The sequence below is a fragment of the Acinetobacter higginsii genome, from assembly GCF_000369845.1.
Classification (GTDB): domain Bacteria; phylum Pseudomonadota; class Gammaproteobacteria; order Pseudomonadales; family Moraxellaceae; genus Acinetobacter; species Acinetobacter higginsii.
This window is the reverse complement of record NZ_KB850222.1, coordinates 137,528-154,763: the sequence shown is the minus strand read 5'-3', so window position 1 is coordinate 154,763 and position 17,236 is coordinate 137,528. Positions and strand designations below refer to the sequence as shown.

General features: G+C 39.7%; 15 protein-coding genes. 7 read left to right on the top strand and 8 right to left on the bottom strand.

Going from position 1 to position 17,236, the window contains the following annotated elements; all coding sequences use genetic code 11:
- The first annotated feature begins 52 nt into the window (after positions 1-52).
- The gene (locus F885_RS20355; protein ID WP_157412004.1) at positions 53-301 is read left to right on the top strand and encodes a hypothetical protein; all 249 of its coding nucleotides are present in this window, start codon (positions 53-55) and stop codon (positions 299-301) included.
- Between the two features lie 313 nt (positions 302-614).
- On the opposite strand, the gene msuE is transcribed toward F885_RS20355, so the two are convergent.
- The 4 genes from msuE to F885_RS04650 form a co-directional block, all read right to left on the bottom strand.
- Positions 615-1,337 carry an FMN reductase gene (gene msuE, locus F885_RS04635; RefSeq protein ID WP_004805290.1) on the bottom strand — a complete coding sequence of 241 codons (723 nt, stop codon included), beginning with the start codon at positions 1,335-1,337 and terminating at the stop codon, positions 615-617.
- A gap of 93 nt (positions 1,338-1,430) precedes the next feature.
- Positions 1,431-2,624, bottom strand: coding sequence for an LLM class flavin-dependent oxidoreductase (locus tag F885_RS04640; RefSeq protein WP_005321564.1), 1,194 nt, complete (start codon positions 2,622-2,624; stop codon positions 1,431-1,433).
- Between the two features lie 19 nt (positions 2,625-2,643).
- Entirely contained in the window at positions 2,644-4,977 is a 2,334-nt protein-coding gene (locus tag F885_RS04645; protein ID WP_005321562.1) for a TonB-dependent receptor, read from the bottom strand.
- Between the two features lie 239 nt (positions 4,978-5,216).
- Entirely contained in the window at positions 5,217-7,829 is a 2,613-nt protein-coding gene (locus F885_RS04650; RefSeq protein ID WP_005321559.1) for a TonB-dependent receptor, read from the bottom strand.
- Positions 7,830-8,104: 275 nt separating this feature from the next.
- Here F885_RS04650 and F885_RS04655 point away from each other — a divergent pair, with 275 nt between their 5' ends.
- Positions 8,105-9,688, top strand: coding sequence for an ABC transporter substrate-binding protein (locus F885_RS04655; protein ID WP_005321558.1), 1,584 nt, complete (start codon positions 8,105-8,107; stop codon positions 9,686-9,688).
- Between the two features lie 106 nt (positions 9,689-9,794).
- Here F885_RS04655 and F885_RS04660 read toward each other — a convergent pair whose 3' ends face one another.
- The 4 genes from F885_RS04660 to F885_RS04675 form a co-directional block, all read right to left on the bottom strand.
- On the bottom strand, positions 9,795-10,199 hold the full coding sequence (locus F885_RS04660; protein ID WP_004655022.1) for an ExbD/TolR family protein: 405 nt from the start codon (positions 10,197-10,199) through the stop codon (positions 9,795-9,797).
- Entirely contained in the window at positions 10,199-10,936 is a 738-nt protein-coding gene (locus F885_RS04665) for a MotA/TolQ/ExbB proton channel family protein (protein WP_005321556.1), read from the bottom strand. Before F885_RS04665 ends, F885_RS04660 begins: the two co-directional genes overlap by 1 nt.
- Positions 10,937-10,967: 31 nt before the next feature.
- A complete protein-coding gene (locus F885_RS04670; protein ID WP_005321555.1) occupies positions 10,968-11,783 on the bottom strand; it encodes an energy transducer TonB in 816 nt (271 codons plus the stop codon).
- A 190-nt stretch (positions 11,784-11,973) separates the two neighbouring features.
- Entirely contained in the window at positions 11,974-13,107 is a 1,134-nt protein-coding gene (locus tag F885_RS04675) for an LLM class flavin-dependent oxidoreductase (RefSeq protein ID WP_005321553.1), read from the bottom strand.
- A 313-nt stretch (positions 13,108-13,420) separates the two neighbouring features.
- On the opposite strand from F885_RS04675, the gene F885_RS04680 reads away from it, so the two are divergent.
- From F885_RS04680 to F885_RS04700, 5 genes are all read left to right on the top strand, one after another.
- On the top strand, positions 13,421-14,494 hold the full coding sequence (locus F885_RS04680; RefSeq protein ID WP_005321550.1) for an ABC transporter substrate-binding protein: 1,074 nt from the start codon (positions 13,421-13,423) through the stop codon (positions 14,492-14,494).
- Positions 14,495-14,497: 3 nt separating this feature from the next.
- Entirely contained in the window at positions 14,498-15,337 is an 840-nt protein-coding gene (locus F885_RS04685) for an ABC transporter permease (RefSeq protein WP_005321546.1), read from the top strand.
- Positions 15,337-16,125, top strand: a complete 789-nt coding sequence (locus tag F885_RS04690) for an ABC transporter permease (RefSeq protein ID WP_005321544.1) — start codon at positions 15,337-15,339, stop codon at positions 16,123-16,125. Before F885_RS04685 ends, F885_RS04690 begins: the two co-directional genes overlap by 1 nt.
- Before the next feature lie 36 nt (positions 16,126-16,161).
- Complete coding sequence (locus F885_RS04695) at positions 16,162-16,917, top strand: ABC transporter ATP-binding protein (protein ID WP_005321542.1); 756 nt, start codon at positions 16,162-16,164, stop codon at positions 16,915-16,917.
- A gap of 95 nt (positions 16,918-17,012) precedes the next feature.
- The gene (locus F885_RS04700; RefSeq protein WP_004655037.1) at positions 17,013-17,228 is read left to right on the top strand and encodes a Sec-independent protein translocase subunit TatA; all 216 of its coding nucleotides are present in this window, start codon (positions 17,013-17,015) and stop codon (positions 17,226-17,228) included.
- Positions 17,229-17,236 lie beyond the last annotated feature (8 nt).

Sequence of the window (17,236 nt, the reverse complement as noted above, 5' to 3'; positions counted from 1 at the left end):
GCTCTACAGCTTAGATCTCAACTATAAGATTCCAGAATTTAATGTAAAAGATATGAATGATTTCAATGTGTATTTGAATTACAGCCGATACGATAAAGCAAAAAAGGTATTTCTAGATTCAGAGCAACTCGTACTGGGTTCTGCATTTACCTACAAGAAGAATGTTTATATTGCTGCGGAATGGTTATTTGGAAAAAATAATCCTTATATCGGTGGTAGTAGTTATGGACAGAGTCTTGCTGCAGGTGGAAGTAATCAATGGGAAAATCAAGTCAACGTTAATATTGGCTATTATTTTTAAACTCTAGCCAGTTGTAATAAATAATATTTTCTTTAAATTTTATATGCTTAAATTTCAGCATAAAAAAGCCCTGAAACTTTCATTGCAGGGCTTTTCGAATTTTGGTGGAGATGGCGTCAATTGAACAGAATCAATAACATTCTGTTTTGTTTAAATTTTACTTTTATACAACTCAAATTTACCCAATTTTGACCCATTAGCTTTTTGTACATTTTTTAATGGGTTAAAAATTCTGAACCCAATAAAATGAGAGGGAACACATGTACCCTCTTGAATTTTATTACCTAGGATATATAAAACTGAGTTTAACACTCTACACAGCGATGGTCTTTTTATGATGTAGTCTTGCCTCAGCAACATCTAAATCCGGTACTTCAACAGATGGCAGTATAGAATCCTGTTCAACTTGTTTATTGATACTTAAGTCCTGATTGGCCTTTTCTGATTTAGCCTTAACCTTTTGCTCACGTAATCCTTTCGCTGGTGCCCATTGCAAAATTGGTAAAGCTCGAGCAACAGCAAGCAAGATACGGTCATTCAATGCTTCACTTTTGACTGTATATTCAGGAGTAAAGTCACGATCTGTTGCATAAACACCTATAGGTAAAGTCTGTGCTTGGAAAAAGCTGAACAAAGGACGAAGTTGATGCTCAAGTACCAAAGCGTGGCGATCACTCCCACCAGATGCAGCAAGTAATACTGGAACATCCACTAAAGCCGTCTGCTCGACAAAATCAAATAAGTGTTTAAACAGCCCCGTAAAAGAAGCACGATAAACTGGCGTACCAACAATCAAGGCATCAGCCGCTTCAATAGCAGCCAAATCATCTTGTACTTGTTTGGGTAACTGACTCCGATAAATTGCACCACCCAATAAAGGACCAATCTCACTGAGTTTTACAAATCTCACATTTATTTCGATTGCTTGCGCTAATTCATCCAAAATCGTTTGAATCAAACTTTCAGTTTTTGATGGGCTGTTAAGACCACCTGAAACTGCGACAATATTGAGTGGTTTATCATTTGAATATGACATGACTTGGCCTTTAGAAAAATTAATACTTTGACTTATATGGAACAAACCAAGACTTCTAGTTAAAGTCTTGGTTGAATAGGATTGAGAACGATTCTAGGCAATACGATACTTTGATTCTTCTGGTATACGCTGTAATGCCTGACGTTGGTTTTTAAAATGTGGCAGAACATGTTCACCTAAGCGATAAGCTTCTTCTAAATGCGGATAACCGGCAAGGAAGAACAAGTCGATTCCAATACTGCTATATTCCTTAATGCGTTCAACAATTTGTTGGTAGCTACCCACCAAAGCAACACCTGGAGGGATGCCAATGTAGCCAAAGCCAGACCAAACATTGGGATGAATGAAGAAATCATTCACATTTTTGCTGCCATCTTTATCCGCATATTCTTTTTCAAAACTGAGTACCCGCGCTGATCTGAGTCCTGCATGAGCAGCTGAAGCATGCAAACGCTGCTTCTCTGCTGCTTCATCTAAATAACGTTGCGCCTCTGCCAAAGCTTCCTGTTCGCTACGTCGAGCAATTGTATCAATGGATAAACCAAATTTAATATTGTCACGACCATACTTCGCAGCACGTTTACGTACATCCGCAATCAATGCGGCAATCTCACTTGGTTTTTCAGCACGCATTAAATAATAATCTGCGTGCTTTGCACCAAACTCACGTGCGGCTTCAGAAGAGCCAGCTGTACAAATGATGGGTAACTCAGCTTTATTGAGTGGATACTTTAATCCGCCGCCCTCAGCAGAATAATATTTGCCTTGGTAATGGAATGATTCGTTATACCAATAACCTTTTACAACATCGAGAAACTCCGTTGCGCGGATATAACGGTCATCATGAGGCGTGGCATCTCCAACCTGACGTTGAATCACCTCAGAACCACCATTAATGATATTCCACACCAAGCGATTGCCTGTTGCACGTTGGTAGGTTGCAGCACTCTGTACCGCATTGTATGGACTAAAGTGATAAGGCTGGAATGCCGTCACAAAATTTAGTCGCTTGGTTTCTCTGGCTAATAGCGAACAAACCGTCCAAGGTTCCTCTCCTGTTGGCGCATTGACCATCAAAGCACCTGCGAAACCATTGATTTCTGCTGCGCGCGCCACCTGTGCTAAATAGTCAATATAAGTAAAGTCATCACCCACTTGATAGTTGGATGTTGCTCCAGTATTTTCCACACCAGATACACGCGCCCAATCACCACGATTACGAGGATCGCCTGCTAAAAATTCAGCTTCACCATGCAAAGGTAGACGAGTAAAAAATTCAATTCCCATGATGTTCTCCGTATAACAGTTAGAATTTGGCTGTGAGAGAAACACCAACTTGGCGTGGGTTTCCGTAGGTTAAAACATATTGTCCTGCTGGGCCATTTGGACGACCATGTACCTGATATTCTTCATTCAGCAAATTCTTAACATAGGTATTGACCTGATATTTATTATTTGCGCTGTGATAACCAATATTGGCATTCCACAAGGTATAAGATTTTTGGCTTAGGATTGGATCAACCGAATAGTCTTGGCGATTTACCAAGAAATATTCACGGTCACGATAGCTTGCGTCAGTACCAACAACGATACGAGCGCCATCATTTAAATTGAAGGTATATTCACCACCAACACCGATGGTATATTTGGGTGAGCGGACTAAACTGTTCCCGGTATTGTCAGCATTGACCACATTGGTTACCGGGTTCTTGTCAACGAAGTCAGTATATTCACTATCTAAATAAGCCCCTGCAAAACGTAACCGTAGATTCTCAGTGGCTAAATAATCAAGCTCTAACTCTGCACCTTTCACTTCTGCTTTTGGCCCATTGGCTAAAACTGAAGTAACACCGCCCCCTTGCCCCTCTGTTGCAACTAATAAATTGGTCTGGATATCTTTATAGTCGTAATAGAAAATATTGGCATTTGCGACTAAATCCCCACCCAGTAAGCTAGATTTCAAACCGAGCTCGTAACTGTTTAAATATTCAGGGTTAACATCCGCAAGTTGGGTTAGGCTACTAGATAGACCTGTATTAAAACCACCAGAACGGAAACCACGTGCAAATCTGAAATAAGTATTTAAATCAGGGGTAATTTCATATTCTGGTGTAATGTCATAGGTCAACTCATTCCATGTTTTCTTACGACTGGTTGAACCGTTCGCATTTGCAGTTGGGTTATAGACGGCGTTGCTATACCCATCTTTTTTCCACCAACTTCCTTTGGTGTAGTCGCCTGTTGTAATCTGAGTCAGATCGAGATCAATATCTTTTTCTTCACTGGTCCAGCGTAATCCACCCGTCACCTTAAATTTATCTGTAAATTTATAGGTACTATTTCCAAACACGGCAAAGCTTTGTGTAGCCTGATTATAAGTAATGTCTCTAAATGCAGGAGTGGATGCCGTCTGTGCAGGCGCACCATTTGGCAAAGTTTTCTTGACCCGTGCACTCACACCCTTAGAATCTAGATCTTCGTTAAAATAATGTAATCCTGCAATCCAGCTTAAACGTTTGTTCGCATCGGATGAAATTCGAAACTCTTGGCTATATTGACGCCATTCATTATCGCTATAACTTCGCGCAACGTCATAAGGGGTGTAATCACCATCTGAAATTGACTTTTGTGTGGTCTTGTCAAAAGCCGTGATTGAGGTAAAGCTATGGCCCCCTCCTAAATCTCCATTTAAAGTGAATGAAGCACCATCATGCTGAATTTTATTACTTTCATCTAAATCTAAATTGGTATTACGTCCCTCTGGTCTTTCATAAACGCCCCAATATTTCCCAATACTTAAGGAACCATTGTTTCCTAAACCATTGTAGGTCTGGCTATGTAAGTTAACTAATGCATTCCATTGGTCATTCACTTTACCTAAAATCTGGAAACGGAAAGATTTCTTATCAACATCGCCATAATCTTCGCCATTCGCTAAATTCTTTGCATAGCCATCACGATCTTCAGAGTAAAAAGCGCCCCGTACTGCAATATTGTCTGAGACTTTGCCATTGGCAGCCCCCTCGAAAGTACGTAGGTTATGATCACCTACACCTATCGTTGCATAGCCATTTGGTTTTTCTGAGAAAGTTGGTCTTTTGGAAATATAATTAACTGCACCTGCTGTAGTATTTTTACCGTAGAGCGTCCCTTGTGGCCCACGTAAAACCTCGATCCGCTCTAGATCGAATAAGTCTCCTGCACCAGCAACGGGAGCATTCAAATACACACCATCTGCATAAATACCGACTGGAAATACAGTCGATGCAGCAACATCCCCTGTACCCAAACCACGGATATACCAACGTGGTCGGCTATCACCATCTGGATTTTCCGCTGCTGCATTTGGTGTGTAGGTTAAAACATCACCAATAAAGGTTGAGCCCTTGGCAGCCAAATCTTTACCAGAAACAGCCGTAATCGCGGTTGGAACTTTTTGAATATTTTGTGCTCGATATTGTGCGGTTACAATCACATCACTTAACTTTTTGACATCTTTTGCATTGACCACCTGCGCCTGTTGCTCAGCTGTGATGCCTGTATCGATCTCTTCATTTGCCAAAGCCAATGTCGAAACACTCGCTGTTACTCCCCACATAGCAGTTAAAATACTCTGCCTAATTTTTGTGACCTTAAACATGGTGACTCCATTTAAATAAATCTATTCTTATATTGGCAACTTCTATGCCACTTAATTTATTTTATAAATTTCAATACCTTAAAAAACAAAAATAAAACTCATGATTAGATTTTGCTGATAGATAAACATTTTTCCCTATGTTGTTGTTGTTATTCCAACATTGTTTGTTTTTGAAAAATGAAAGAAAAAAATAGCCATACAACTGTATGGCTATTTAGAATTAAAAATATTTCATGTATTTAAAATTTATAACTAAATTGTCCCTGTACCGTGAGTGGACGCATTGGTTGTAAGAATTCACTATTTGCACCGGCTAAACCATTCACAAAATTACGTTCATTGGTTAAATTCAGAATATTTAAACCCACAGTCCATTGTGGTTGTCGATAATATAATCCCAAATCTAAATTATAGTTATTTGGAACTTTAACCGTCTGGCTTAAATTGGTATACCAGTCACTTGTCCACCACCCTGAAAGATTTACACCAAAACCTGACTGATGTTGATAATCCACATAAGCACTGGCAGAGTATTTTGGAATACCCGCCGCATCATAACGACCTGCTTTACGCTGGTTTAACCCATTACTGTCCCCCCAGACAGTCGCATTGTCTGCATGGAAACCAAAGGGAGAAAATCCTGCTGGAATAATTGAGCTATATTCAGCATTCAAATAGGTTAAGTTACCACCTATTGCAATATTTTTTTGTAGCTGCCAGCGTAGTGAAGATTCAATCCCTTTGACTTCAAAGCGTGCCATATTGCCATTTGTATCAGGTGATAAATCTCGCTTCTGCTCAAATCCGCTTAATGTGAGAAATAGTTGATCAATGATCGGCTCATATTTAAATCCTAATTCCTTTAATTCACTTTGACTGTCAAACGCTAAAGGATTCAGTTGATTGCCTGCCCCCCAAATTAAAAATGGGCCAAAAACACCTGTGTTGAGTGCAGTGCTCTTATCATAGGTAAAATACAGTGTAGTTTTTTCTGTTGGCTTGATAAATGTACTGGCTTGATAACTGAGCAAACTATACTTATTACGATCTGAACGGACATCTGTCGGCACTAAGACCAACGGGTTTTCCAGTTTGGCTTTGATTGAACTATGATTAATCCCAAGATTAATGCCAAACACATCATTAAAAGTAAAATTCTGCTGAGTAAACACACTCCACGTATCCCAAGATCCCGTTCCTGTATAAACAGCACCACCACCATTGGGAGGGAAACCACCTTTTTCAGCATATAAGCCATGGCCGACTGGATACATTCTTGGTAGATTTAAATAACCAAAGTACTGAGAATATTGAGGAACACCGGCTTGTCCAATCCAGCCTCCTGTTGAACTGCTATTATTGACCAACCCAAGTAAATCCCCTGGATTTTTTTGAGAAGGATCATTGGTCAGATCATAAGGATTAATATTAAAACTATTATTTGCCGCTAAAGAAGTAAACTCCTCACGGCGATAAGCGCCTCCTGTACTGCCTTTATTATTCACCTTAAGCCCAAACAACTCGAAATCATAATCTGCGAGGAATTCTAGGCGATTATCAAATAACTCATGTTCCAGATCAGTAAAGAAACTTCCAACCGAATCACCTAAATCCTTGCTATTTTGATAAAGCGTACTATTAGAAACAGACCAATGTGTATTCAAATCTTTAACTAATTTTAATTGGGTGCTGAATCGTTTGGCACTATTTTTATCTTCACTTCGACCAGAAATATTATCGTCTAGTTTGACCAATCCATTACCAGGTATAGATGGATCATAGACCCAACCTCGAATTGTTCCAGCCTGATCCGCTGTTGCATTTGGTAATGGTGTTGTTTGAACCGCACCTACTGCAATATATTGGTTTTTGTCATTCTTCTGTCGGTTTTGCCAACCAATCACTTTGGAGTTTGCTGCCCCAGACTCAAATACTGGCGACCAAAAGGTCGCACCATTTTGAATAATTGGCGTTGCCCTGCCTTTGTAATACTGACGGTTATCAACTGATTGTTGTGTTGCCCTATTCCAACCATGTGTCACGTTAAAATCATAATAATCGTCATAACTTATATTCCAGTCGACACGTAGACTATCATCTGGACGCCAAGCCAATGCACCATAGAATGCATTAAAATTATTTTTCACATTGTCATAATAATCATCGGTTTTTTGGGCTGTTGCGCTGACACGGAATGCAAGTTCTTTAGAGATCGGGGCGGTATGATCAATACTGACAGAAAAATTAGGTTCTGAACCTTTTCCTGCATAGATTGAACCAACCGAACCAGAAATCGTTGTTTCTGCTTTATTAAAGTTAGGTTTTTTAGTGAGGTAATTAATATATCCACCTGAACCCGAAGTAGGTGCAAAAATCACTCCCGTTGGCCCTGCCACAATATCTGCCGCTTCATATGCATTTAAATTGGTCGGATGACGGGTACTATAAATTCGTTGGCTATCTTGAAAGACCTCTGAATTTTGCCCTCGTATCTGCGGTGCGAAATTAGCATTTTGTCCTCCACCTCGGGTAATACTTGGCGCATATTTAACAAGATCATCTGCACTACGAATCACATCTTCACGAAATTGTTGTTCCGATACTTGGGACACTACACGAGGTGTGTCTAATACAGAGCTATCCGTTCCATAGATTGAAGTCACTTTACGCTTGGGAACAACAGTTTGTTTTTTATTTGCACCAGTCACCACGACATCTGCCAAAGTAATCACATCACTTTCAGTATTTGCCGATGTATTTTGGGTTTCTTCGGCAAACACATGTATGGGTAAAGATACCCCCGAAAAGGCTAAGGCAATCACTAAAGGTTTTAATTGAAAAGGCTGCTTCATATCATACTCAGTAAAGTAAATTTACAGTACGTTACGCAAGGCCTATGCCAATCATTAAACAGCCTCAAAACAACACCCAAGATATTGATTTAATAGTTTTTAATTTTTATATATTTAGATATCAGCTTTATAAATGTTTATTTTTTCAACAGATTTGTTGAAATAAAGACAGTAAACAAAAACCATAATTAATTAAGACACTGATAAATATAAATAAATTATTGGCATTTATTCTGCAAGTCCATAAAGATGACTATCCAATATGAGTATTTATAATGACAAGTCGATCAATTCTATTGTCACGTCGAAAGTTTTTAGCACAAAGTCTTAGCGCAGTAGGTGGTGTTTCTTTAATAGGGAGCTTGTCTGGCTGCGATCAATCACCACAAACGGGTACAGACGTACAGAGCCCATCTTCACTCACTCCCAAACATGGTGGAACGATTCGATTAGGTCTAATTGGTGGACAACAGTCAGGCAGTTTAGACCCACATCTATCTACTTCAAGCGCAGGAATTACCCGAGGTTTTGCCATATATAACAAGCTATGGGAATGGGATGAAAATATGCTGCCACGTCTTGCCTTAGCTGAATTTTCTGAACCCAATCATAATGCGAGTGAATGGACCATTCGTCTACGTAAAGGTCTAGAATTCCATCACGGTAAAACAATTACTGCCGATGATGTGATTTTCTCAGTAAAGCGTTTAACTGACCCAAAGCTTGCCTCACCGTTTCGAAGTCTGGTGCAATGGATTGATCGGGATCGCATTCAAAAATTAGATGAATATACCGTTCGTATTCCTTTTATCAATTCAATTGCTGGTTTCGTTGCACTACCTGAAACTTGGGTGAATTTTGGTGGAATCGTACCTACCGACTTTGATCCAATCCATAACCCAGTCGGTGCAGGCCCTTATAAAGTCAAACAGTTTATCCCTGGTCAACGTTCTGTCTTCACTCGTTTTGAAAACTATTTTAAAGCAGATCAACCTTATGCAGACAGTTTTGAGGTGATTGATTTTAAAGATCAGGTCTCACGTTTAAATGCCTTATTAGCAGGACAAATTGATATCGCCAATGCCATTTCACCTGAATACATTAAAATTCTGGAGCAGGCGAAACATATTCAAACCATTCGTTCTGAAACCAATACCCATAATGGTTTTGACTTTAATACCCAACAAGCCCCTTTTAATGATCCTAAAGTCCGTCAGGCATTTCGTTTAATTGCCAATCGTGAGGAGCTTGTACAACGTGGGTTAAATGGTCAGGGGCGTATTGCCAATGATCTCTACTCACCACAGGACCCTGCTTTTCTTAACCTACCCCAACGTCAGCAAAATATCGAGGAAGCAAAAAAATTATTGGCACAAGCTGGTTTTAAAGAGGGTTTAAGTGTTGAACTTGTTGCACCTGCTGGCAGCGCCCAGCCTGCACTGATCTTTGCAGAACAAGCAAAACATGCCAATGTGAATATACGAGTCAAACAAGTCGATGCCGCAACATTTAATGGACCAGACCGTAATAAATGGCAATTGTCGAGTAACGCAACCAATGTCGGTACACCCTATTTATCTACTGCTGTTGTCAATGATGCACCGATTTCAACAACCAATAAAATCAATTTTAAAGATCCTGAATATAGTGAGTTGTTTTATAAGGCGCTTGCCGAACCAGATTTAGCAAAGCGAAAAGTGTATTTGACCCAAGCACAGAAAATTCAACATGAACGTGGTGGAATGCTGATCTGGGGATTTAGCCATACCATTGATGCAGCCACAAAAAATATTGGAGGCTTAGCCCCAGAACATACTATTTTTCCAACGTGGCGTTTTGAGAAATTATGGAAGGCTTAAACACATCCGTTTAACTTTGCTTCCCCTCTTTATGAGGGGATTTTTATTCTGCTGACAGAATAAATTAAAAAAGCTGCCGAAGCAGCTATTTAAGATGTGGCTGGGATTATTGAGGAACAGTGATCACCGATAATTTATCTACACCAACTCGTTCAATACTTGCCAATAATTTTGCCACTGTCCCATAAGGAACAGTTTCATCCGCATTCAGGTTCAAAGCCAGCTTCGGGTTGCTATTCTTGCGTGACTGAATTTCTTGTTCAAAACTTGCAAGTGACACTTTGTCCTTATCCAAAAATATCTCACCCTGTGGATTAACACTAATCACGACAGCTTTATTCTGATCAGTAGATTGAGTCGGTGCGGCCTTAGGCAAATTGACTTTCACCGTATTGGTCAGCAAAGGTGCTGTGACGATAAAGACAATCAGCAAAACCAACATCACATCCACCAACGGTGTAATGTTGATTTCACTCACCACATCATCATCTTGAGAGGTAGAAATTGCCATTATGCGAATACTCCTTTTTCTTTCACTTCTTTTGTTGAAGCATCATTCAGAATCGTAGTCTCTGCTGTATTTTTGGTTTTAGCAGTCGGCAATTGAAAACCAGCCTTTTGATTTAAACTGACAAAATCTGTTGCAAAATCATCTAAGTCTGCACCAATCGCTTTCACTTTACGTACAAAGTAGTTATAGGCAAGCACAGCAGGTACAGCAACAGCGATACCAATTCCTGTTGCAATCAATGCCTCTCCAATCGGTCCAGCAACGACATCCATACTTGCATTACCAGAATGGGCAATCGCCTGTAATGCATGAATGATTCCGAATACTGTGCCAAACAAACCAATAAAGGGTGCATTGTTACCAATAGACGCCAATAGCGCTGAACCTTTCTCCAATTGACGACGTTCAGTTAGAATTTGTTTGCGTAAGTGACGTTCCAATAAGTCCTGACGGCTCCAACTGTTTTGCAAGTCATGGTGTGTTTTTTCATCTGCTTCTATCAGTGTTTTAAACCCCGCATTTGCAACACGTGCTGCTGGTCCTTGACCCGATTCAGATTTAGTCACGGCGTCAGATAAATTTTTTGCTTTCCAAAACGCCTCTACGAAACGTTTATCTTGTTTTGATGCTCTTTGGGTCTGAACGATTTTGATTACAACCAGTGCCCAAGTCACAATTGAGAAAGCAACTAATAACCAGATAGTGCCGTCATGGATCAATGAATTAATGTCAGTCATGTAAATATCCTCTTAATCTATAAAATTAAATTTATTTCGGTAATTGATAATGAATTGGAACATCGACCCAACCTTCTACAGGGGTTTTACCTTTTAAAGCGGGTGAAAATTTCCATTGCTTTACTGTTCTTACAGCAGCGCTATCTAAAAGTTTTTTGCCACTACTTTGCTTGATACTGACCGTATCAGGGCTACCATTTGCTAATACTTTGACCCTTAAAATCACAGAACCCTCCCAACCACGTTCGAGTGCCTGTTCTGGATATTCGGGTGCAGGATTACTCAGATAGCCTGCATATCCTTTCGCTTCCGTCACAGGTAAGTTGTCATCGACCGACTTCACAGGTTCAACAACTTTCTGAACAGGTGCAGGAGTCACCTCTTTGGTCACAACAGTCTCTTCAACTTTTTGTGGCGTAGGCTGAGTGACTGCTTTAGGTTGCTCCACCGCTTTCTGTAAAGGTTTGGGTTGTTCAACCTGTTTAACTATTGGTTTTGGCTTTTCCACAACTGGTGGAATTTTAGGTTTCTCTGTGACAGGAGGAATTTTAGGTTCAATCACTTTGGGTGGTTGTTCAGGTTTTACAATTTCAATCACCACGGGTTCTGGCTTATGAATATCCAAAGTAGGTGTAGGCAAGTGTTTTGCGATATACCAAATTCCTAAATGCGCAGAAGCAACTGCAATAATCGCAATCAACACTTTATTCAAGCGTGGTGGAGAAGGTTGCGTAAGCTCCATGGAATGCCGTGTAAACGGATCTGCTATGTTGTTTGAACTAGCTTCAGGTGCATATTGTTCAAATAGCAACGCCCGTTTATGCGAGTTAAATAGTAGTTCACTCATAGGGTTTTAAACGAAAAATAAAATATTGAATAAAAAATTGCACAAGTCATGCCAAAAGAACAAGTATTTGATTTTTATATTTTTAATCACTATTTTTTAATTAATCGATATTCAATATGTTGGTTTTCAGACAGTGTTATGCTGTTCAAACAACAAGATCCCTTTGATATATCAAAGGGATCTAAATTTATTATTTTAATTTATATCCAACCAGTGGTAAGACCTCTTCTGCTACCCGATAGGCTTCTTCCAAATGAGGGTTACTGGCTAAAATGAAATGACCAACACCAATATCAATATATTCTTGCAAACGCTCTGCAACCTGTTCATAGCTACCCACTAAAATACAGTTAGGTCCGCCACGTACATTGGACATACCCGCCCAAACGTTCGGACTTACAAATAAGTCTTCGAAACGATTGCCCTGCGCCAAAGCCTGCTGACGTTTTGCACCGACCGACTCAGTATCTTTTCGTTCAAAGGCATGACCATCAACAGCAATGGTTTCATACATCTGTTTAAGCTCCTGAAAAGCTTGCTCTTGTGTAGGCCGTGCCAATATATCAATACGCATACCAAATTTAACGTTACGATCAGGCGAGTTTTGTTCAAAAAATGCTCGCGCCTGTTCAATGACTTTTTTCTGCTGCTCAACAGGTTCACCCCAAGTTAAGTGAATATCAGCATGACGTCCTGCGACTTGTAAGGCGGCATCACTCGCACCAGCCAACCATAACCGAGGTACATCATATTGATTCATTGGGTATCTCAACCCACCCTGCTCAACATGAAAAAACTTACCATCATAGTCAAATGGCGCATGATGTGAATAACCTTTTACAAACTCCAAAAACTCGTTGGTCCGTGCATAGCGCTGGTCATGTTCAATAAAATCACCGTAAGCACGTTGCTGCGCACCGCCTCCACCTGAAATGACATTCCACTCTACTCGCCCCTGACTTAAACGCTGTAAACTGGCAGCCATTTGACTGGCATAGGCTGGATGAATAAACCACGGCTGAATCGCAATCAACAGTCGAAGTCGTTTGGTTTCTCTTGCTAATGCTGAAGCCAATACCCAAGGCTCTTCAGTATGAGGAAAAGCGGGAATCAATGCGCCATGAAAACCAACAATATCAGCCGCTTTTGCCACTTGTTGTACATAATCATAGTAGGCAAATAACTGATCTTCATGTTGCGGAGCCACGCGTTGTGGAGATTTAATTGCTGGATTTAACTGATTCCATTCACCACGGGTATGTAACTGATGTGCTCGACGACCATCCCCATGAACAGGAATTCTCCATAAAAACTCAACTGACATAATAGTTCTCAATAATTAAAAATTTCACGACATCGTGTTCGTTAGCTATGTCATGAGCAGAAATCATGCCGCTTTTTATTCGATATTTTTTTAACATATATTATTGTTTTATTTAAACTTTATAAAAACATACCAAAACATAGTGTTGAAATTTCAACACTTCTATACTTTTAAATGTCTGTTTCACAGCATACATGACTGACTCAAAAACAATAGTCAGCATAAAAAATAATAAATAATTGATTTTTATATATTAATTATTTTGGCTTAGTTCTTGCTCTATTCCTCTATATTTTTTAATTCTTATGATGATATGCGTATTCTTCCTAGCTTATTTTTAAGTTTTAGTCTTTTAGGACTCGTCGCTTGCGATGCAAAACAAAACGAACAAGCATCTGAGAGTAAACCATCTCAGCAACAGTTGCGTATTGCTGTCGTAGCAAATGGAACATCAGGTAGTCTGGACTTTATTGGCGTACCACAACTCATCTCTCAAGACCCTATTTTTCTCAAGGCCTTAAAGCAACAACATATTGAGTTGAAATGGGAGCCAGTAACAACTGCTGCTGTAGCGACTTTAGTGAATGAAAGTTTCCTGAACAATAAAATTGATTTTGCTTTTTATGGCAACCTACCGGCTGTGGTACTGAATGCAACTGGGGTAAGAACACAAATTGTGGTGCCTGGGGGGATTGGTAATAATGTCTATCTGATTGTGCCACCTGATTCACAGGTAAAAAGTATTGAGGACTTAAAAGGTAAAAAAATTGCTTTACATCGTGGCCGTCCTTGGGAAATCAATTTTGGTCAACTTATACAAAGCAAAGGTTTAAACCTCAAAGACTTTCAAATTATTAACCTCAACCCTCAAGCAGGTGCAGCAGCTTTATCTGCCAAAAGTGTGGATGCATTTTTTACTTTAAGTGATGCGTTAACTTTACAAGACCGCCATCTCGGTAAAATTATATGGTCATCTCAATCCTTGCCTGCTGATTGGAAAATGCGTGCGGAATTATGGGGACGTAAAAACTATATTGAACAATATCCAGAGACCACTCAGTTACTTGCTGACGCAACAGTTAGAGCAATGAACTGGATATCCCAACACAAAGATGAATTTCAGCAAAGTCAAACCAAGTTTGGTCAACCTTTAAATGTCATTCAACGTGAAAGTCAGAATAGTGCAAGTACATGGCAACAGGATTGGTCACCTGAATACAAAGTTGATTTCCTTAAACAACACTATGCCAAAGTCATTGATCATGCTGTGAAAAACCAGTTGATTCAAACGCCTTTAAAAGCAGATGAGCTGTTAAATCCAAAATTTGCCGAGCAAGCAATTCAAAATTTACATGCAAACGATCAGCAGAAGAAACAGGGAGACTAAGCGATGAAAACGCTCGTGAATCCTCCCCTTGAAAAGAATATCGTTGTGGTTAGACCTCCGCTATGGAGGAGGATTTCTGCTGAGCAGTTGTATGGGCTGCTCTCGATGATTTCCCCCATATTGGCTTTACTTACTTGGCAATTTATTTGCTCTTTACAAATTTTTCCAACTCAAATTCTGGTGCCACCCGCAACGGTCTGGAATACATTTATTAGTTTATTGCAAAGTGGTGAACTACAACTGCACTTAAAGGATAGTCTTGCTCGATTATTTTTTGGATTTTCTATTGCAGCACTCAGTGCCATTGCTTTTGGAATTGCCTATGGTTCAATCACCACATTCCGTAATTACACTTATATCTTATTTAATCTGCTTTACCAGATTCCGATCTTTGTTCTTATTCCTATTTTTATTCTCGTTTTTGGGATTGGTGAACTGTTTAAAATTTTACTCATTATCAAAGCCTGTTTTTTCCCAATTGCTTTGGCAACAGCAGATGCAGTGAAAAATATTCCTAAACAATACATTGAACTCGGTCAAATCTACAAACTTAAAACGCGAGCGTGGCTTAGGTACATCATCATCCCCTCAACATTCCCCCCCTTGATCAGTGGACTACGAATTGCATTAGGCCGAGCATGGTTGATTTTAGTTGCCGTTGAATTACTTGCAGCAGGTACTGGCATTGGTCAGATGATGGAGCTTGGACGGCAAATGCTTCGTCTGGATGTGGTGATGGTCGGGGTATTTATCACAGGCATGATTGGTTTTAGCCTCGATAAACTTTTACGTTTGGTCGAACAACGCTTTATATCACCTGCTCTCAGTTCAAGGGGGAAATAATGTCGTCACTATCACTTACTTTAAAAGGTGCATTACAACAGCCTGTGGTCCTTTTACAAGGTCTCGTACTTCCAGCAATATTACTAGCGTTATGGCAATACAACTCAGGACTAGGCTCTAGTCATGCCTATGCCTTTGTCCCTTTACAGAATATTTATTCTGCTTCTCTTCAACTACTAGAAACAGGTGAATTATGGGTGAATACATGGGGTAGTCTGAAGAAAGCGGGATTAGGCTTTTTATTTGGTTCAACAGCTGGACTCATTTTAGGCGCCTTACTCGCCTATTCAAAAGTTTTTAATGCGCTCATTTCGCCACTGTTTAACAGTATCCGACAAGTTCCACTCCTCGGTCTAACCCCATTAATTGCTTTATGGTTTGGCAATGGTGAAGAAGCCAAGATCTTTATTATTGCACTGGCTTCTTTTTTCCCCTTGGTCATTAATACCTTTCAAGGACTTAGCCACTATGATGAAAAATACAGTGAAGTCGCACGAATGTATCAGTTTTCATTTTGGCGTGAATTTAAAAGAATCCGCTTGCCACAAGCCTTGCCACATATTTTAACGGGGTTAAATTTAGCGGTCCCTTTTACCTGGATCACCACCACAGCAAGTGAATTGCTATTCAATGCAGGCGCAGGCTTGGGCAATCTCATGATGAAAGCTGAAATTAATGCTGAAATGGACATCCTATTGGTGTGCGCAATAACCGTCACGATGAGCGGTATTTTGATGACCACATGTATCCACTTCATTTCAAAACGTCTGCTGCAATGGCGAGCTTAGTAGCCTCTAATTTAAAAATACAATCAGGATTTCAAAATGTCTTTTCCTTTACTCTCGATTAAAAAACTCAATAAATCATTTCAACGTGATCAGAACAACTTAACTGTTTTAGACGGTATTCATCTCGACATTGAGCAAGGTGAATTTATCTCCATTGTCGGCAGCAGTGGTTGTGGAAAATCGACTCTACTTCGTCTAATTGCAGGACTAGACCCAGACTATCAAGGTGAAATTTTACTCAATAAAATTCCTATCCAAGGGACAGATTTAAAACGAGGCTTAATTTTTCAGGAGCATCGCTTACTGCCTTGGCTCACCGTTTCCGAAAACATCCATTTGGCGCTGGAAGAAACGGGGTTAAGCCGTTCAGAAAAAATTGCACGTGTGAAAGAGCATATCGAAATTGTTGGACTTACTGGATTCGAGAATGCCTACCCTCATGAATTGTCTGGCGGTATGGCGCAGCGGGTTGCCATTGCACGTGGGTTGGTCAATAAACCTGATATTTTACTTTTAGATGAGCCGTTTGGCGCATTGGATGCCATGACCCGGAGTCATTTACAGGCTGAACTGCAACGTATCTGGCAACATGAAAAAATCACCATGATTCTTGTGACGCACGATATTGAAGAAGCAGTCTATCTTGGAGATCGTGTGATTGTGATGTCAGCTCGACCAGGGAAAATCAAGGAAATTATACCTATTCCTTTAGCCCATCCAAGACATAAAGACAGTGAAAGCTTATTCAATTTTCGTAATCAAGCACTTCATCTACTGGATCATACCGCATAATTAAATCGAATATTGATCGATATTAATATGATTTAGAAAACAGACGATGTCATGATATTAATAGTCTTTATTATATATTTCTCAGGAGTTTTAGCATGGGTTTATCAATTTGGCATATTCTATTATTTGCCGTTATCGTTATTTTATTATTTGGCACTTCAAAGCTAAAAAACCTAGGAAAAGATTTGGGTGGTGCAATTAAAGACTTTAAAGACTCTGTTAACCCTGATGATCCAAAATTAATACAGAATCAACAATACAAAGATATTAATTCGTTAGAATCAAATAGCGAGAAGCAGACCAAGTTATAAGTGATATA